The 19,470-nt window shown below is 40.4% G+C and carries 18 protein-coding genes and 1 pseudogene; 1 reads left to right on the top strand and 18 read right to left on the bottom strand.

Features of this window, described 5'->3' with window-relative positions; genetic code table 11:
• Nucleotides 1–10 precede the first annotated feature (10 nt).
• The 18 genes and pseudogenes from KZX55_RS00300 to KZX55_RS00220 form a co-directional block, all read right to left on the bottom strand.
• Entirely contained in the window at nt 11–1,495 is a 1,485-nt protein-coding gene (locus tag KZX55_RS00300) for an oligosaccharide flippase family protein (protein WP_248022707.1), read from the bottom strand.
• Between the two features lie 226 nt (nt 1,496–1,721).
• Complete coding sequence (locus tag KZX55_RS00295) at nt 1,722–2,759, bottom strand: prephenate dehydratase (protein ID WP_248022705.1); 1,038 nt, start codon at nt 2,757–2,759, stop codon at nt 1,722–1,724.
• A 3-nt stretch (nt 2,760–2,762) separates the two neighbouring features.
• Nucleotides 2,763–4,220, bottom strand: coding sequence for an O-antigen polysaccharide polymerase Wzy family protein (locus KZX55_RS00290; RefSeq protein ID WP_084933555.1), 1,458 nt, complete (start codon nt 4,218–4,220; stop codon nt 2,763–2,765).
• 15 nt (nt 4,221–4,235) lie between these two features.
• On the bottom strand, nt 4,236–5,222 hold the full coding sequence (locus KZX55_RS00285) for a glycosyltransferase family 2 protein (protein WP_248022703.1): 987 nt from the start codon (nt 5,220–5,222) through the stop codon (nt 4,236–4,238).
• A gap of 1 nt (nt 5,223) precedes the next feature.
• Nucleotides 5,224–6,327: a glycosyltransferase gene (locus KZX55_RS00280; RefSeq protein WP_248022701.1), complete on the bottom strand. Its 1,104-nt coding sequence runs from the start codon at nt 6,325–6,327 to the stop codon at nt 5,224–5,226.
• A complete protein-coding gene (locus KZX55_RS00275; RefSeq protein ID WP_248022697.1) occupies nt 6,317–7,153 on the bottom strand; it encodes a LicD family protein in 837 nt (278 codons plus the stop codon). Before KZX55_RS00275 ends, KZX55_RS00280 begins: the two co-directional genes overlap by 11 nt.
• Nucleotides 7,154–7,298: 145 nt before the next feature.
• Nucleotides 7,299–8,408 (bottom strand): annotated as a pseudogene (locus KZX55_RS00270) (LCP family protein); the annotation flags it as partial.
• Between the two features lie 18 nt (nt 8,409–8,426).
• On the bottom strand, nt 8,427–8,594 hold the full coding sequence (locus KZX55_RS09185) for a hypothetical protein (protein WP_432654210.1): 168 nt from the start codon (nt 8,592–8,594) through the stop codon (nt 8,427–8,429).
• Nucleotides 8,591–9,439 carry a prephenate dehydratase gene (pheA, locus tag KZX55_RS00265; RefSeq protein ID WP_033606093.1) on the bottom strand — a complete coding sequence of 283 codons (849 nt, stop codon included), beginning with the start codon at nt 9,437–9,439 and terminating at the stop codon, nt 8,591–8,593. The genes KZX55_RS09185 and pheA overlap by 4 nt, the downstream gene beginning before the upstream one ends.
• The gene (locus KZX55_RS00260; RefSeq protein WP_248022696.1) at nt 9,436–9,912 is read right to left on the bottom strand and encodes a shikimate kinase; all 477 of its coding nucleotides are present in this window, start codon (nt 9,910–9,912) and stop codon (nt 9,436–9,438) included. The genes pheA and KZX55_RS00260 overlap by 4 nt, the downstream gene beginning before the upstream one ends.
• Nucleotides 9,905–11,188, bottom strand: a complete 1,284-nt coding sequence (gene aroA / locus KZX55_RS00255) for a 3-phosphoshikimate 1-carboxyvinyltransferase (protein ID WP_248022695.1) — start codon at nt 11,186–11,188, stop codon at nt 9,905–9,907. Before aroA ends, KZX55_RS00260 begins: the two co-directional genes overlap by 8 nt.
• 90 nt (nt 11,189–11,278) lie before the next feature.
• Complete coding sequence (locus tag KZX55_RS00250; protein WP_248022693.1) at nt 11,279–11,617, bottom strand: YlbF/YmcA family competence regulator; 339 nt, start codon at nt 11,615–11,617, stop codon at nt 11,279–11,281.
• Between the two features lie 10 nt (nt 11,618–11,627).
• A complete protein-coding gene (locus KZX55_RS00245; protein ID WP_248022692.1) occupies nt 11,628–12,731 on the bottom strand; it encodes a prephenate dehydrogenase in 1,104 nt (367 codons plus the stop codon).
• Between the two features lie 9 nt (nt 12,732–12,740).
• Nucleotides 12,741–13,907, bottom strand: coding sequence for a chorismate synthase (gene aroC, locus KZX55_RS00240; RefSeq protein WP_248022691.1), 1,167 nt, complete (start codon nt 13,905–13,907; stop codon nt 12,741–12,743).
• Between the two features lie 9 nt (nt 13,908–13,916).
• Complete coding sequence (gene aroB, locus KZX55_RS00235) at nt 13,917–14,984, bottom strand: 3-dehydroquinate synthase (RefSeq protein ID WP_248022689.1); 1,068 nt, start codon at nt 14,982–14,984, stop codon at nt 13,917–13,919.
• Nucleotides 14,985–15,002: 18 nt separating this feature from the next.
• Nucleotides 15,003–15,857 carry a shikimate dehydrogenase gene (locus KZX55_RS00230; protein ID WP_248022680.1) on the bottom strand — a complete coding sequence of 285 codons (855 nt, stop codon included), beginning with the start codon at nt 15,855–15,857 and terminating at the stop codon, nt 15,003–15,005.
• A complete protein-coding gene (aroD, locus tag KZX55_RS00225; RefSeq protein ID WP_007520278.1) occupies nt 15,847–16,524 on the bottom strand; it encodes a type I 3-dehydroquinate dehydratase in 678 nt (225 codons plus the stop codon). The genes KZX55_RS00230 and aroD overlap by 11 nt, the downstream gene beginning before the upstream one ends.
• Complete coding sequence (locus KZX55_RS00220) at nt 16,521–17,684, bottom strand: class I SAM-dependent rRNA methyltransferase (protein ID WP_248022679.1); 1,164 nt, start codon at nt 17,682–17,684, stop codon at nt 16,521–16,523. The genes aroD and KZX55_RS00220 overlap by 4 nt, the downstream gene beginning before the upstream one ends.
• Before the next feature lie 271 nt (nt 17,685–17,955).
• Between KZX55_RS00220 and KZX55_RS00215 the strand changes: the two genes are divergently transcribed.
• The gene (locus KZX55_RS00215) at nt 17,956–19,404 is read left to right on the top strand and encodes an alpha-amylase (RefSeq protein ID WP_248022678.1); all 1,449 of its coding nucleotides are present in this window, start codon (nt 17,956–17,958) and stop codon (nt 19,402–19,404) included.
• The last annotated feature ends 66 nt before the right edge of the window (nt 19,405–19,470 follow it).

Raw genomic sequence — 19,470 nt, 5'->3', positions numbered from 1 at the left:
ATTTCTCCTATTATTTTATAACGCGTTTTTTTAGCGAAATAAAGTGTCCTAAAAATTCATAGAAAATACTATCTTTTGTCCATACTAGTAAGCCAATATAACTGAGTGCAGATAATGCCATAATGATAAATATATTAATAAAGAGTGGTAAGTTGATAACCATTTGTACCGGATATATAAAATTGACTAAGAAGTAAATTAGAATAAATGTCGATGAGAAGAGAGAATACCGTAAAGTATACTTTAGAATGTGCCGTAAGTTGATGAGTTTACGCTTATTGATAAAGAGAATATAAAGAATCAAAAGGAATGTTTCAGATAGCATCGTTGTAATCAGATAATACTCTGGTGTATAGATATCATAAAAATAGAGTAAACTATCTAAAATAAGATTCAAAATACCCGCAAAAACAGTATAGAGGGTAATTCTTCTCTCATATCCATTTGTAAAGAGAATTTGTGATCCTAGAATAGTATCTAGGGCAAGAATAATCGTACGAACAGCAAAGAGGGAAGTTAAAATACCACCACCTATATATTTTTCACTACCATATACTAAGATAGCTTGGGGTCCCAAAATCATTAAGCCTATACTAAGAGGAATGATAAAGAAATTGAAAATACGACTTCCTCGATTGACTAAATTTACATACTCCTCTTTCTTTCCTTTTCCAAGATAATAACTTAAACGAGGGACACTAACTCCAATTGCACCTGTAACAACCCCCGCAATAACCGTTACAATTCGTTGTGCAATGGTATAGTAGCTGACATTCACATCAATCCCCGTCTTCACAAGAAATAGACGGTCAAGAAAAGTAAATAACATATTTGCATTTGCGAAAATAAGCATGGCTGTCAGTGGAAGGAAGAGCGGTTTGAATTCACTTAGTGAAACTTTTACAAATTTTATATCTCGTTTAATCCAGAAATAACTAATGAGATAGTTAATTAGGGTTGATAGACTCATTACCAGAGTATAGACAACAATATCGTGTTCGTTTTTTACAAATAAAAATATTGATACCAACATGAGAACACGTATGAAAGCTGTTTTATAAAATAAAAAGCTATAATTTTCAAGCGCCTCATTAACCCACTCAATTGAAAAAATCTGAGCAACGAGTTGCACCCCCATTACTAGATAGATCTTTTTAATAATAGGATTAGCTGTAAAGAATAATGGATAGGAGAAAACATACACAAGTGTTGTAATAATAGTACAAGCAACACACAAATAAAAAAGACTAGAGAAAACTTTGTTTAGCTCTTTTTTATTATCTTTCACATTGCTAATGGCACGAAGACCGTAGTTATAAACCCCATAAGTTGCAAAGGGCAAGAAGAAAGATAGGATGGTATCAACAGAGTTAAAATAACCATAATCTGTTCGATCCAAAACACGAGCAACATATGTACCTGTTAAAATGGGGAAAATAATATTTAAAACACGAATCCCCATAAAAGCCAGAGCATTTAATTTTATACTTTTCATTCAATTTACCTCGTTGTTTATTATATCATAAAGTTAGTTAAAAAGGCCTTTTTGATTGAGAAAACTAGTTTCAACAACGCATTTCTATTTCACTTGTTATAAGTTTCCTCTTTGTTAAAAAGCACTAATATCATTAGACTTCCTTTCTATCTTATCGTAGGCATAAAAAAGAGGACTATCACGTCCTCTTTAAGTATTGAACCTCTTCACTTTTTATGAAGATACTTTATAGATTAAAAGCTATGACTCCTAAAACTGAACGATTTAGATTTCTAACCATCTGCAAGCTTTCTTCAAATTTTTTATAACGAGTAACACCATATTCCTCAACGAATAGAACATTGTCCGTTGCTAAAAGATCTTTTACATTTTGCAAATCTACAAAATGAATACCCTCTATATTTAATTTATAATTTTCTTGTAATTTCTTTAAGATACGACTATCTGAACTGACAATTGCTAATGGTTGACCTTCACATCTATAACTCAAAAGTTGTGATAGGTTATCATTGGTAGTGATATTTGAAACAAAATCTAGTTGATAGGCCAAAAAGTCGCCTGCACGATTAATTGTCGGATTAAAAATGTAGACAAGAACATTTCCCATAATAAGGAGAACAACACATAGAACTCCTATAACTGCTAAGCGCAAAACCAGATTTTTAAGATTGAAGCCAACTGTAATTTCACCACTAGGATTTAACTCTTTTGAATTGACTGTGTCTAACTTTTCAATTTTAACATTTGCATAGGTACTCTTAAATTTATCAATTAATGAATCAAACTTGGTCTCAAGAAAATCATTTACCTCTTTGCTAGGTGTTAAAATTTTGATACTTACACCTGCGTCATCAATTAATGAATTTACCGTTAATTTTTTAGTCCAGTAGTCACTGGTTGAATTTTTTAAGGCTGATTCTGTCGTATCCAAATCACTAGCAATTTTTTTCATTTTATCTGAATCAACATCATTAAAAAGAAAGGCTCCATTTAGATTACCATCAATCAATTTAGCATAAAAATCACTGTATCTTCCAACTTGATGGTTCAAAATTACTTTTGAAGAATCCTCTGGAGGCGTAATTTTATAAGTAATATAAGTTGAATAGCTAGATGTATCTTTCACCGTATTTTTGTTTTTGACCGCTGTAAGCGTAAATGGCACAGCGATAAGTGCAAATAAAACAATCAAAACTAGCAGATTCATTTTCCGTTTTTTATAGAGATTTGCAAATAGATCCTCTACTGAATAGTGTTCAAACATGAGTTAACTCCTTTTTTGTATTAGATATTGATTTTTTTTAGTAATCATTTTAGCGACAAATAGCATAACAAGAACAATTCCCCAGAATTGCATTGTAAACAGGTTAAAGAAACTTTCCGAAAAGCTACTTCTTGGCATAAAGAAGATATTATTCAAGATTAATAGGGACAAAGCGAATAAGATGGTTTTCGAGCGATAAGCAACTTGCAACATTGCTATAAATAATAAGCCAAGTAGGAGACTTAGTAGGAAAACTCCCATCATACCATAATCAGTATACAACTCCATGATGTAACTACTACCAATACCATGACCTTTTAAGTATTCCTTGTTTAGGACAAGATAAGATAAGTTATTAGCGTAGCTGTTACTATCAATGGCCAATTCAATACTATTTGTTGTATGTTCAAATGGTTTCGCTCCAAAAATAATTCCCAAACTTCCCCTTGCAAAATAGTCAATTATAGGACCAAAGGTGAAATTCCGAAAATCTCTATAAGGGAGACTACTGTTGTATAAAAATCCTCTCGCCAATACTCCAAAACTGGTTCCCTGTTTATAAATAAAATCAAGAAGAATATCCCAAAATCCTGTATGAGAAACTTGCACATTATCTCGCACATAATTAAGAATTCCCATTGCTAACATAAGAATAGGTGATCCAACAAAAATGGCCAATTTCTCTTTGAAGCCAATCCATTTTCCCTTTTCAGTCTGCTCACGCATAAAATAATATACAAAAGCAAATAGAATACTTAAAATGAAAGGATTACGTGTTCCTATTGCTAAATGAATAGTATTTGCGATAATAAAGGACACTAGCACTGCTGTCGCGTGTAATTTTTTTGGTTTAGTTGCCAAGTACATACACATCGCATAAACCGTAAATGTCGATAAGATATAGGTAAAATATGGAAGTTGACTCTCAAAATTTGCATAATAGTTGTAATAAGAAGTCTGTAAACGATAAAGCAAACGTTCAAGTAGTCTTAAAAAGTAAAATGGATAGGTAATCAAAAATACACTCAGTGATACAAAACGTAAGTTTTTTATAAAGTTTGCAGTAGATTCTTGTCTAACTTCTATATCGTGAACTTTCTTTCTGTTGATGTAATAACTAGCAATAAATCCTCCTATTGTCAGTCCCAATATTGAGACGATTACCACCAAAAAAGAAAATCGATAAGCAATAGGTTGGTAAGTGTCTAAGGCTCCATCTCTAAAGTAATCTATCGTGGGTCTGGATACCAAAAATATAAAAATTGTAATATAAAAAATAAAGTGAATTAAATAATATTTTATATTATTCCAGCAAAATAGAAGGCTACTAATCAGCAACAATAGTAGAGTCGTTAAAAGTACGACATTTTCATTTGTAAACAAATAAGTGATGCCACTTAAAATTGTTAAGAAATAGCTTAGAATGGTCGCACAAAGCAATATTCGTTTGCCATCAATCATTTCTCTCCTCCTTTTCTAATTAATTTTTCTTGACTGTTCAATATTTTTTAATAACAATATTCGATACAATCGTATGTTTAAAAATAGAGCTAAAGCACTAATTCGTCTCCCCATTCTAAAAATAGGATTTTTAAAAACAGAAAAAGCGTGCTTCTTCAAAAAATGATAAATCGCTGGATATTCTTTAATTTCTCTGTAATCCTCTATCAAAAGCATCTTATCCAGAATAAAGAAGTGGGCATAGGTCAATCTGAAGAAAGCGACCTCCTTCAAGTCAGGATAGTTTTTCACAACTTCATTATAAAACTTTTGATAGATATCAATATAGGCTAAATCCTTTTCTGCATAAGGTTTGGTCGTAATGCTATCCCCTCTATGGAAATAGTAATAATAGGGTTTTGTATTAACCACATACTTCTTGGCCAACTTGATTAAATCAAAATGATAATAAGCATCTTCGTAAATCAATCCCTTTGGAAAGGATAGGGCAGTGGCAATCTCTCTCTTGATTAGCTTATTGCAGATCGTTCCAGGTATTTTTTCACCTATGAGGTATTCCCTCAGAAATGTTTGAGAATCACAGACAAAATAATCATCCTGATTGGCTGACTGTGGGCTTTCATCATTTGCATAGACATTCATGACGCCACAGCTCGAAACATCTGCATCTTCTTGAATTAATTGCTCATATAAACTCTGAATCATATCTGGATGGATATAATCATCTGAGTCAATAAAAATCAGATAATCCCCATGAGCCTGCTTCATTCCATCGTTTCGCGCTTGTGACAGGCCCTCGTTATTTTTATGAAGCACTAACACCCTATCATCTTGTTCAGCGATTGAATCACACAAGCGACCACTTTCATCCGTTGACCCATCATCAACAAGAATGATTTCCAGATTTTGATAGGTCTGCTTCTGAATGGAGGATATCGATTTTTCTAGGTATTGCGCCACATTATAGACTGGAACAATCACACTAATTAATGCAGTTTCCATGCTACTCCTCTAATAGTTTTTCTACTTGTTCGATTTGTTTGGCAATTGTAAATTGTTGAATGAATTGGCTAGCTTCATTAACATCAAAGTTTGAAGCAGAAGTCATGTAGTTCGTAATTGCCTGAGTTGCCTCTTGATTGCTCTCAATGATTTGTCCGAATCGGCCTTCTTGGGATAATTCCTCGGCACCTCCGACATCAGTAGAGACAAAAGGGATTCCAAGACTCAAGGCTTCTACATAAACACCAGGAAAACCTTCTTGCTTAGACATAGACAAGAGAACTTTCATCTGAGATAAATACTGGTAAGGATTTTTTTGATAACCAAGAAAATGTACATAGTCTTCAAGCTGATACTCTTTGACCTGTTTTTTCAGTTCCTCTTCCATGTCACCAGCACCTATAAAGTAAAGATGGTAGTGTTTCCCTTCTTGGTGCAATAGTCGTATCACTTCCACTACACGGTCAGAACCCTTATTTTCCTCAATACGTCCAATGGTACAGACACTTTGAGGCGCAATCTCGATATCGATCTTCTCTTGAGATTTTTCTAAAATAGTCTTAAAATCATAACCATTGTAGACCGTCTGTAATTTGGAAGCATAATCTGGATACACTTCCTTGATAGAATGACTAGTCTTTTTTGAAATTCCTACTATAGCATCCGCAGCATCCAACTGACGTCTATGCGATTCACGTTTTGAACTATCCTTTAAGAATTCCTCAATACTTCCATGAATCCAAGATATCTTCTTGACTTCTTTCCGCTCTGAGAACAAGAGCGGTGGATTCATAATCGTAAAAGAAACTTCAACATCATAATCATCTTTTACAAGCAAACGACGAGTCAGCCTTGGAAAATAGATTCTTATTCTCCACAAAAGAGCTCGTAACCATCTTGGTTGACGATAATCCTGAAAAGCCTTTAAAATATGAACATTGTTGGGAACCGTTTCATACCCCTTATCAAAGTGCTCCATTTCAAGAATATCAATATCATACTTCTCTGGATCCAGATTTGAAACAATGGTAGATAGAATCTTCTCTGCTCCGCCTCCAAGAGAAAAGGACCACATGAAAAACAGAATTTTTTTCTTATCCACCATATTCTCCCTTATACTCTGTGTAGCTTTTGTCCATGTCTGCTATAATGGCATCATGATGCGGTACTTGCTTGTCCGCTGGTGGCGGTGTCATATAATCCCCAAAAGCAGTGCTGAGATAGGCATCATAGCCAACTGGTATGGGCATCTCAGTTCCTTCAAATGGCAATAAAAGATTATCTTCAAAAGATGCGATCGGGTATTTGTTTCTCATGTAGCCGGGACCTGAGCATAATTCCGTGATTCCATCGCTCTCAGCCAGACCATACTTGGTCATTTCTTTTTCAGCTTTTTTCCAAATGCGATAACGGAGAGAGTTAGGAGTTAGGCCGAGTAAGATGCGACTTCCCCATTTCATGATAGCACCATGCTTTTCTGGGATAGTTTGGGCGCAAAAGAGTGAATAAATCAAGGCCCAACGAACCTGTTTCTTACGCTCAGCCGGATTTTTAGGATAATAATCCAAAGGTAAAACATCCAAAGCCAAACCGTGTGGCAAATCCAAATCCTTCTGATAAGGCTTGATACAAGTGGTTTCCTTGTCACGAATGGTGATAAAAAGGTTACGGTCTACAAAATCCTTCTTGCTCTTTGACAAGAAATAACGCTCATCTGCATAACGTGGCCACAGTTCTGCTAATTTTTCATAGTCCTTACGCGGCATGAAAAAGTCTAGATCATCATCCCAAGGAATGAAGCCCTTATTACGAAGGGCGCCAATGGCTCCTCCACCACAGAGATAGCACAACAAATCATGTTCTTTACAAAATGCGACGAAATATTCAGCCATTTCCAGACTACGAGCCTGAATCGCTTTCAAATCACTCATGTCTCTCCTCTTCTGTCCAATAACGAGTTATATCATTTTATTATACCATAAAAAAGTCTTAAAAATCTATCAGATAGTAAGAAAAACCAAAGCTCAGACCACCATTTCACTGGTGAATCAAACTTTGATTTTCATTTATCGCTTCTTATCTCATCCCCATTTGAGCAAGTTTAGTTTGGTATTTATTTTGATCGACAAGAAGTCCTTGCCCTCCATAAACATCATAAGCATCTACCCAGTCACCAAGTTCTGGGACGGTGAGTCTTTCAATTCCATTTTGAGCACCTTCTAGGACAGATAATCCATTGGTCAACAAGAAGCTATACGGTAGATTTGTTGATGTCATGCCAAAGACTTTTCCAAGTGCCTCAGAACCTGTGAAGAGTTTGGTTGGATTTTTAATCTGCTCAAGAACAGCTGACATGACTTGTTGTTGTCTCTTGGTACGACCATAGTCCCCTTCATCATCATCACGGAAACGAGCATAGTTCAGCAAGGTGGATCCATTCATCTGCTGTTTTCCAACTTTAATGGTTTGGGTTGGCGACTCTGTCTCTGTTGCATGAAGGTCATCTCCAACTGTAGCTTCTGTCAAAGGTTGACCATTCAATGTTGAGAATTGGGCATCAATCGTTACTCCGTCAGGGAAGAGGGTATCAATAGCTGTTGCAAAGGCCTGGAAGTCAACTAGAGCATAGTACTTAATATCCAAATCAAAGTTGTCTTTTAGAACCTTGCGGACCATTTCAGCCCCTTTTTGCCCTTCTTGTTCCCCAAGTTCATAGGCAACATTTAGTTTGTTATCCATTTGTTTCTGGCCATTTACAATCTTACTATACCCGTCGATATAAACTAAGTTGTCACGCATAAAGCTGACTAGCTTGATCTTTTTATCCGATCCGCTGACATTTAACACCATGATCGTATCGGTACGGGTTTCTGCACTATTTTGACCGATACGGCCATCTGTCCCCATGACTAGGATATTCACACCGTCTTTGGTATCCTGACCGTTAAAGACCTCTACTTGAGCCGCCTTGGCGTCAGCTGGCTTATTTGTTGGATTGGCCGCTGACTGGAACCCTCGAAGAAACATGAAAATCATCCCTGCGGCCACACATGTAATCAACAGCAAGAACCAAGTCAGTATTCGTTTGAAGCGAATTCTTCTTTTTTTCTTTTTGACTTTAGGCAGAGGAGCTACCTTTTCACGTCTCTTAGATCGACTTCTACTGCCATAAGTCGGAAGATCAATATCTCTACCCCAAGTTTCTTATTTTTCCTCTTGGTAGAAATGGTGAACTTCAGACTTGGGACCTGTCATTTTTTGTTGCAGATAATCAAACTCCCTCCGTTCACGGTCGTTGAGGTAATGAATATTTTTGAAGAGATAGTCATAACGTAACTGCTCGTGATGACTTAAAGGATTTTCTTTGCTCATTGACTCTCCTTTTCTAAATCAGTTATGGTAAAAATCGGGTAAGTTCCCAGAATCTTGTGCTTGATCCCAATGGCCTCTAGTTCTTGTCTGGCAAAATGAACCAGTTCTTTGTCACTATAGTCTACATCGATAATGAAAAAGTATTCTCCCAAGGCTGTTTTAAGGGGGCGACTTTCAATCTTTGTTAAGTCAATCCCTCTCCAAGCAAAAGTCGAAAGTGCCTTGTAAAGAGCACCAGGTAGGTTGTCTGGTAAGGTCAAGGCCAAACTCATTTTTTCAGCTTGTGAGTTCAAAGGAATCTTCGGTATCTCTGCCCCTAACACCCAAAAACGTGTGAAATTGGCTTCCATTTCCTGAATATCCTCTGCAATCAATTCCAATCCATATTCTTCAGCTGAACTTTTAGGAGCAATAGCTGCGTATGGCTGGTCTGGATGCTCTGAAATAAAGCGAGCTGCATAGGCGGTACTGGCTGTTACCTCAATTTTGGCCTCTGGATAGTGCATATCGATGAATTTCTTTCCTTGAGCCAGAGCCTGAGGATGGGAAAAAATCTTCTCAATTTTTGACTGACCTGGAACTGCCATCAACTGCTGATGAATGGGTTGAACAATTTCTGCAACTGCTTGGATGCGAGCCTGATGAAAAAGGTAATCCAAGCTTTCATGGACACTACCTTCAATGGAGTTTTCAACTGGTACCACAGAATAGTCCACAAAACCCTGTTCATAGGCCTTGATGACATCTGTGATATTGGCAAAAGCCTGCAATTCCTCTTTGGGAAATGCTGTCTGCACAACATGATGCGAAAAAGATCCCTTGGGACCTAGATAGGCAATTTTCATCTCAGTTCCTCTATAATTTCCTCTGGGCTTAACTTGGTCACATCCAGAACTTGACTAGCTACTTCCTCATACCATGTCTGTCTTTCTTGGAAAATAGCTGCCAGTTCTTCCTTACTATTATTTAGAAACAGTGGGCGCTGATTGTCCTTATCAGCTGCGATACGTTGGTAGAGGGTTTCAAAATCTGCTTTTAGGTAGATGTTATCAGGATTTTGCTTGAGCACGTCACGATTTCTTCGAGAAATGACAACCCCTCCGCCAGTTGACACAACTCGGTCCGTTTTTAGTAAGGCAGCTAGGACTTCTGACTCTACTTGACGAAAGGCCACTTCTCCTTTTTCAGTGAAAAAATTCGCAATGGACATGCCCAAGCGTTCCTCGATTAAGGCATCCATATCGATATAGTCTGGGTCCAATCCTCTAGCGATTGTCGATTTGCCTGCTCCCATAAATCCGAGTAATACCTTAGCCATGAATCAAAGTCTCCAAATCATCAAAGAAGCTAGGATAGCTGGTATTGATGGCTTCAGCACGGTCAAGTTCCACTTCTCCATCCGCAACCAAGAGGGCTGCAATGGCTGTCATCATTCCGATTCGATGGTCACCAAACGTATTGACTCTAGCGCCATGAAGTCTTGATTTCCCTTTGATAATCATCCCATCTGCTGTGGGGGTGATATCCGCTCCCATGCTATTTAAGGCATCTGCCACCACCTGAATGCGGTCAGTTTCCTTGACCTTGAGTTCCTCAGCATCCTTAATGACTGTTACACCTTGGGCTTGCGTCGCTAGAAGGGCAATAATAGGCAATTCATCAATCAAGCGTGGAATCAAGGCTCCACCAATCTCTATTTCTTTCAGGCCTGAAGACTCGACATTCAGGGTTGCTGATTTAGCAACTGGATCGATTTCAGTTATTTCTAGTTTTCCACCCATGGCGCGAATGACATCAATAATACCAGTACGAGTTTCATTGATGCCCACATTCTGCAGCACTACACGAGAGTTTGGAACAATCAAACCTGCGACCAACCAAAAGGCTGCACTGGAAATATCTCCCGGAACAACTACCTTTTGTCCGGTCAGTCTTTGTGGTCCTTGGACTGTGATTTTCTTGCCGTCCACACTTAAATGACCACCAAATTGCTGTAGCATATCTTCGGTGTGGTTGCGAGTACATTCTTTCTCGATAATAACGGACTCCCCCTGAGCCTGCAAGCCTGCAAATATCAAGGCAGACTTAACTTGAGCAGAGGCGATTGGCAACTCATACTGAATAGGTGTTAGATCTTTTGTTCCTTTGAGGCGAAGAGGAGGCAGGTCTCGCTCAGTTTGCCCTGAAATACTAACTCCCATTTTTTTCAAGGGAAGGGTCACACGGTCCATAGGACGTTTAGAAAGACTATCATCTCCAAACATCTCTACTTCGAAGTCTGCACCAGCAAGGACACCTGAGATCAGGCGAATCGAGGTGCCAGAATTTCCCATATCAAGAGCATCTTGAGGAGCTTTTAAGCCATCCATGCCCACACCTTGAATGGTAATAACCCCATCTTTGTCCTCAATTTCAACACCAAGGTCACGAAAAACCTGCATGGTTGAAAGTACATCCTCTCCACGCAGAATATCATATACCTTGGTTTCTCCCTCAGCCAAACTTCCGAAAATAATCGAACGGTGGCTAATAGACTTGTCACCTGGAACCCGGATACTGCCATGTAAGTGGCGAATGTTTGTTTTTAGTTTCATAGTTGACCTCATACTTGCAACACTTTTTCTTATTTTATCACAAAAAAGCCAGAAATTCCTGAAATTTCTGGCTTTTATACAGATAAAATACTATTTCAATAATTCTGAAACAGGTTCAAAGACAATTTTTTCAATGTCCGAAAGATAAATGGACAATTGTTGCTGTTTGGCAAAGAAATCTGACAAAAGAGCGTTCTCTTGGATTTGTTTGCTGAAAGACTGCATCTTTTCTTGGAAAGAGGCGTCTGGCATTTGTCCCGTTTGCGCCATGACTTGGATTTCTTGCTGGAAGGCGATATAGTCTGCAAAAATCTTGCTAGCTTGTTCATCAGCTTGGATGGCATCTTTGGCTACCTTAACTGCCTTATATTCTGGTAATTCACGTAACCCGCGACTAAGTTCATTTGCACTATCGTAAATATTTGACATGATTTTCTCCTTATTTGATGACGACTGTGTAGTCTGTATTTTCTGTAATTAAGCGCTCAGCTCGTTCCAGATCCTGAGCATTTTTAAAGGAAATTTGTAGAATCCCGTGAATATCCTCACGGTTTTCTTCGTTGATGTGGATATTGACCAGGGAAGTTCCACGTAGCAATTCCAAAATCCGCAAGATGACATCTTCTTCATCGGGAACGTCGACATAGAGGTCGTAAGAGCTATCCACACCACCACGCTTATGGATTTCCATGGCCTGCCGTTGCGCACGTGCTTGATTGAAAAAGTTCCAAATTTGCTCTTCATCTCCCTTGCTGATGGCTTGTCCAACCTCATCTAGGCGCTCCTTGAAATCCGCAATTCGCTCTAGGATGGTCTCACGATTGGACAAGAGAATAGAAGTCCACATACCTGGCTCACTCTCTGCAATCCGAGTCATATCTCGAAAACCACCCGCCGCAAAGCGCCTTGCCATCTCATGTTCTTGAGCATAGATTGCTGTCTGCTCCATGAGACTAGAAGCTAGAATATGAGGAAAATGGCTAATCTGAGAAGTCACCCGATCATGCTCCTTGGCATCAATCTCGATAAAGCGCGCATGAAGTCCTGAGAGCAAATCCTTCATTTCCTCAAGCGTATCTGGACTAGTCAAGCTTGATGGTGTGAATATATAATAGGCATTTTCAAAGAGATTAACATCCGCAGAGGCAGCCCCTGTCTTGTGGCTACCAGCCATGGGATGGGCCCCGACAAAGCGAACAGGTTTGCCAGACAAATACTCCTCCGCTGCTTCCACAATGGCTGACTTGGTTGAGCCTGCATCCGAGATAATGACGCCTTCTTTCAAGTCTAAATCTGCCAGCTCCTTAATAAAAGCAATGGTCTGTTTGATTGGCAAGGTCAGAATGATAACATCTGCTAGAGGAGCGAAACTGGCAAAATCATCCGTCGCACGGTCTATCATCCCCCGTTCCAAGGCAATATCTCTCGAAGCCTGACTGCGATTATAACCCAAAATTTCATAATCAGGATGATCACGCTTGATACCGAGCGCCATCGAAGCACCAATCAAACCAAGACCTGCGATATAGATGGTTTTTGCCATGAGGACTCCTTAATAGTTCTTTGTATAGTCTCGGTGCTTGGCAACTGCCTCTTTTAATTCTTCAAGATTATCTGAGGAGAATTTTTCAAGGATTTCTTGCGCCAGAACCGTTGCTACAACGGCTTCCATGACCACACCTGCAGCTGGAAGGGCGGTCGGATCACTTCTCTCCACGGTTGCCTTGTAAGGTTCGTGGGTTTCGATATCCACACTCATAAGTGGTTTGTAAAGAGTGGGAATGGGTTTCATAACTCCACGAACAACAATTGGTTGCCCATTGGTCATACCACCTTCAAAGCCACCCAGATTATTGGTACGACGAGTATAGCCGTCTTCTTTAGACCAGAGAATTTCATCCATGACCTGGCTGCCTTTTCGGTAACCAGCTTCAAAGCCAAGACCAAATTCCACCCCTTTAAAGGCATTAATAGAGACAACTGCTTGGGCCAATCTGGCTTCTAATTTTCTGTCCCATTGAACATAGGATCCAAGGCCAACTGGAACGCCTCCGACGACTGTCTCCACAACCCCACCGATGGTATCACCGTCACGCTTGATTTGGTCAATATAGTCCTTGATTTCTTGTTCTCGTTCTTGGTTGACAATAGAAACTTCAGACTGGGCAGCTCGTTCCTTAATCTCTGCGACTGTTAAGTTTTCTGGAACATCGATTTCCTTGCCACCAAAGACAACAACATGGTTAGCAATTTCTATCTCCAGCTCAGCTAAGAGACGTTTGGCTACTGCACCAACTGCAACTCGCATGGTGGTTTCACGAGCCGATGAACGTTCCAAGGAATTTCGCAAATCATCAAAACGGTACTTGATTCCCCCTACCAAGTCGGCATGTCCTGGACGAGGATGGGTGATTTTTCGTTTGCTTTTAAGGCGGTCTTCGATGTCTTCTGCAGACATGATATCCAGCCATTTTTGGTGGTCCTTATTGATGACATCCATGGTAATGGGAGCCCCTGTCGTCTTCCCGTGGCGAACGCCCGAAGTAAAGACAACCTGGTCACTCTCAATCTTCATACGGCCACCACGACCGTAGCCACCCTGACGGCGTTTAAGGTCTCCATTAATATCCTCTGCTGTCAAAGGAAGTCCAGCTGGAATTCCTTCAATGATAGCCGTCAATCGAGGGCCATGTGATTCTCCTGCAGTTAAATATCTCATACATTCTCCTTATTTTACCAAGTAGTCTTTCATCTCTTCCAGAGAAACTGGGTGAATGGTTGCTGAACCAAGCTCTGGCACCAAGACCAATTTCAAGGTATTACCTCGCGCTTTCTTGTCATGAGTAAGTGCTTGATAAAGCTTATCAACATCCCAGTTTTCGTACTCAACAGGCAAGCCAAATTTCTGGCACATCTCTGTGATAGACTGGGTTATTCCTTCTGGCATGAGGCCTTTCCCCTCAGCAATCTTGGAAATCTGTACCATCCCCATGGCCACAGCCTCACCATGCATGACCTTGCCATAACCGGCCGTTGCTTCAATAGCATGGCCAATAGTGTGCCCAAAATTGAGGTAAAGGCGAACACCATTATCCAACTCATCCTCAACTACCATCTTGCGCTTAACTTGACAAGAATGTTCAATCAAAGTCTCTGCATGCTCCAAAATGCTCTCTACAGAACTATCTAGCTCCGTCAAGAGAGCCCACAGTTCTGGATCCTCAATCAAGCCGTACTTGATAACCTCACCCATCCCTTCAATCAGCTCTCTTTTCCCAAGAGTTTCAAGGACAAGCGGGTCAATCAGAACCCCATCTGGTTGGGCAAAAGTTCCCACCATATTCTTAGCAAAAGGAGTATTGACACCCGTCTTTCCACCGATAGAAGAATCAACCTGGGCTGTCAAACTAGTCGGAATCTGAACAAAGTGAATGCCTCGCATATAGGTAGAGGCTACGAAACCAGCTAGGTCCCCAACAACACCTCCACCAAGAGCCACGATTCCATCGCTACGAGTCAACCCCTGCTTAACTAGAAATTCATAGACCTTCTGAACAGTGGTTAAATTTTTTCTTTCTTCGCCTTCTAAAAAGTCAAAAACAGCTACCTGAAAACCAGCATCTTCTAGGCTGAGTTTAACCTTCTCTGCATAGAGAGAGGCTACATGGTTGTCTGTCACAATGACCACCTTTTGTGGTTGCCAGAGTTCTCGCAACCATTGACCTGCTTGCGATAGACAACCTTTCTCAATCTGAATATCATAAGGATGATGCGGAATATCGATTCTGATTTTCATAGTAGGGTCTCCCTTTCACTATTTATATTTTTCTGTTAAGGACTGCCAAATCTCTTCTGTCGGCATTTCTTTACCTGTCCACAATTGAAAAGCTTCAGCAGCTTGATAGAGCAACATCCCCAGACCATTGACGGCTGGATTGCCCTGACTTCTAGCCCATTTCAAAAACGGCGTCTCAAAGGGTTGGTAAATGATATCTGCGACCAAGAGAGCCTTTGGTAAGACTATGCTTTCAGGAACTGGGGATGATTTGCCATCCATGCCCACACTGGTGGCATTGACTAGTAAGTGCGAATCGGCAATCCTTGCTTGCAATTCAGAAACATCTTCTAAAGCATACAAGTCCACTTTAAAGTCTGTTTGCTCCTGCAACTTGTCTAGGTAAGGTCTTGTTTTTTCCATGGAAGCTAAACGCACAAAGACAGAAATCTGACTGACGCCGTCCAAAATGGCTTGTGCCAAGATTGATTTGGCCGCACCACCTGCGCCCAGAATGGTCATTTTCTTATCCGAAATTGTAAAAGAAGGCAAGCTCTTAAAGAATCCCTTGCCATCTGTATTATATCCAATTAACGTTCCGTCTTGATTAACAACTGTATTGACCGCCCCAATCAAACGAGCCTCATCGCTCAACTCATCCAGATAAGGAATCACTTGCTCCTTGTAAGGCATAGACAGGTTAATTCCAAACATCTGGTAACGGCGAATATTGGCGACTGTTTCTGCCAAGTCACCCGCTTCAATCTCCCAAGCCACATAGACACCATTGGTAGCTGTCGCCTCAAAGGCCCTATTATGGATAAAAGGTGAAATAGAGTGTTTGATGGGATTGGCAACAACTGCAGCTAAACGTGTATAGCCATCAAGCTTCATCCAAAATCTCCCTGATTTTTTTCATGTTAGCCAATGAAATCTGACCTGGGGCACTCGCTTCATCCAGACTAGCAAATGACCAACTTGAACCCGTCACATCTGAAGTAATGCGCGATACCTTGCCCATTTTCCCCATGGAAATGGTCACGTACTCTTGCTCAGGATTGAGTGTCTTAAATCCTCGTGTGTAGTTCATCAGGTCTAAAACATCCTGCTCCGTATGGGCCATAACTGATACCTTGACCACTTTCGGAGAGAGACTGGTCAACTCAGACAGGATTTCCATCATATTTTCAGGTGTTTCCTGGAAATTATGATAGCTCAATACGAGATTTGGAAAATCCAACATTTCCTCAAAAACATCCTTGTAGCTGTAGTACTCAAAATCAATATAGTCTGGTTGATAGAGTTGCGCCACTTCCTTGATAATTTGAACATACTCTTCTGAGGAAAGTTCGATTTCTCCTCCCTCAGCACGAGTCCGAAGGGTAAAGACCAGTTCGCGTCCTGCAAATTTTTCAAAGATAGCGGGTGCTACCTGTAAAATAGCGTCCTTTGCAAGAAAGTCTGCACGCCACTCAATGATATCGGCATCTTCATACCTAGTGGCATCCAGTTCTTGCGCTTCTTCTAAACTTCTTGGCATTACTGAGACGACTAATTTCATTTACTAACCTTCATACTAATCACCTTGAGGTAATTACTGCTTTCATCTTTTTTATTATAGGCAAAGTCTGCTGGAAGACCATATTGGTTTAAAATCTGATACCTTCTTCCTGCAAAACCTTTATCAATTTGTTCTATAAATTTCTGGCGGGAAACATTGGCAGCATTGGTACTGGCAATGATAATCGCTCCCGGATTTAAAATCTCTAGGCTCTGGGAAATCAACTTGTGATAATCCTTCGCCACAGAAAATGTTTGTTTTTTATTGCGGGCAAAGCTCGGCGGATCTAGAACAATCACATCATAGGTCAAGCCTTTTCGCTTGGCATACTTGAAGTACTCAAAGACATCCATGACGATAAAACGATGATTGTCCGTGCTGAGTCCATTTGCCTGAAAATGAGCCTCTGACAGCTCTCTGGACCGTTTGGCCAAATCGACAGAAGTCGTCTCACTCGCGCCTCCCATAGCTGCAGCAACTGAAAAGGCAGCCGTATAGGAAAACATATTGAGCAAGGATTTGCCCATGGCCAGACCGTCAACCAGACTCCCACGAACTTCATGCTGGTCTAGGAAGATCCCTGTCATCAAGCCATCATTCATAAAGACTTGATAGAGCACGCCATTCTCAAGAACAGTAAAATAGTCTGGCGCTTCCTCACCATAAATATGGGCAGACTCGTAATCTAGACCTTTAAAACGAATCTTTTCGTACGCTCCCAAGACCTCAGGAAAAACTTCCTTAAAAGCCTTTACTATCAACTTCCGAATCTGGTAAACAAAGGAGTTGTACCACGAAAAGACAGCATAAGCTCCGTAGAGATCAACAGTCAGACCACCAAAACCATCCCCCTCTTGGTTAAAAAGGCGAAAGGCAGTGGTCAAGTCATCTTGATAATAAGGCTTTCTAGCTTCCTTGGCCTTACGAAACAGAGTTTCAAAGAAGGATTGGTTGAAACCAACCTTTTCCTTGCTGACCAACCAGCCAATGCCCTTGTTCTGCTGAGAAAGATAGGCACTCCCTAAAAACTTCCCGTCTTGACTAAGAACTTCTACTGCCTGATCCGTCAGATCAATATCTGTTAAATCACTTGCTTCCAAAAGAACTAGACCCTTAGCTAGCTTTTTTTCAACACGTCTGCTGACCCTAATTCTATTCATAGCTACTATTATAGCAAATTTTATGACAATTCTCAAAAAAGAAACCGCTTATCCATTTTTACTTTAGTTTACTAAGTGCCATTTTTGTAAAAATAAGTTTACTCAATTTATTTTTTCTCCTAAACATTATTTCTCTAGCAATGGGAAGGAAATAGTGTCTTTAAAAATAGACATTTCTAGAAATGAGTATAGAAACTTTGCGCAAACGTTTGCCTAGTTCTGGACTTTATGGTAGAATAAAACACAAGATTGACAAGTAAGAGGAAAAATCATGCAAAATCAAACACTTATGCAATACTTTGAGTGGTATCTGCCTCACGACGGCCAACACTGGACGCGACTGACAAATGATGCAGAGCACCTAGCCCATTTGGGAATTAGCCACGTATGGATGCCACCAGCCTTCAAGGCTACAAATGAAAAAGATGTGGGTTACGGGGTATATGACCTATTTGACCTAGGTGAATTTCACCAAAAAGGGACTGTCCGTACCAAGTATGGGGTTAAAGAAGACTATCTTCAAGCCATTCAAGCCCTAAAGGCTCAGGGAATTCGACCTATGGCCGATGTGGTGCTCAATCACAAGGCTGCAGCCGATCACATGGAATCCTTTCAGGTTATTGAAGTGGACTCTGAGGACCGTACCGTTCAACTAAGCGAGCCCTTCACCATCAATGGTTGGACTCACTTTACTTTCGATGGTCGTCAAAATACCTACAATGACTTCCACTGGCACTGGTACCACTTCACAGGTACAGACTACGATGCCAAACGCCGTAAATCTGGCATTTACCTGATCCAAGGGGACAACAAGGGCTGGGCAAACGAGGAATTGGTCGATAATGAAAACGGCAACTACGACTACCTCATGTATGCCGACCTAGACTTTAAGCATCCTGAAGTGATCAAAAATATCTATGACTGGGCTGACTGGTTCATGGAAACGACTGGTATTGCTGGTTTCCGCTTGGATGCCGTCAAACACATTGACTCTTTCTTTATGCGCAATTTCATCCGTGATATGAAGGAAAAATACGGTCAAGATTTCTATGTTTTTGGGGAATTTTGGAACCCAGACAAGGAGGCTAATCTAGACTACCTTGAAAAAACAGAAGAACGCTTTGACCTTGTCGATGTTCGTCTCCACCAGAATCTCTTTGAAGCTAGTCAGGCTGGAGCAAGCTACGACCTTCGTGGCATTTTCACAGATAGCTTGGTTGAACTAAAGCCCGATAAGGCTGTGACCTTTGTCGACAACCATGATACCCAACGAGGTCAAGCCCTTGAGTCTACTGTTGAAGAATGGTTCAAGCCAGCAGCCTATGCCCTTATTCTATTACGCCAAGATGGTCTTCCATGTGTCTTTTACGGAGATTATTACGGCATTTCAGGGCAATATGCCCAAGAAGATTTCAGAGAAGTTCTTGATCGTCTCCTAGCCATCCGAAAAGATTTAGCCTATGGAGAGCAAACAGACTACTTTGATGATGCCAACTGTATCGGTTGGGTTCGTTCAGGTGCTGAAGATCAATCCCCAATCGCGGTCTTGATTTCAAATGACCAAGAAAACAGCAAGTCAATGTTTGTCGGGCAAGAATGGGCTGACCAAACCTTTATTGATCTCCTTGAAAATCATTCAGCACAAGTTACAATCAATGCTGACGGTTATGGAGAATTTCCAGTAGCAGCGGGGTCAGTCAGTGTCTGGACAGCAAAATAAACCTATCAGTTACAAGTCAAATCCAGTCGGATTTGGCTTTTTTGTATGCACAAAAAGACCTACCCA

Origin of the sequence: Streptococcus halitosis (assembly GCF_023147855.1) — a bacterium.
GTDB classification, from domain to species: Bacteria; Bacillota; Bacilli; order Lactobacillales; family Streptococcaceae; genus Streptococcus; species Streptococcus halitosis_B.
This window is presented reverse-complemented; position numbering and strand designations above follow the sequence as displayed.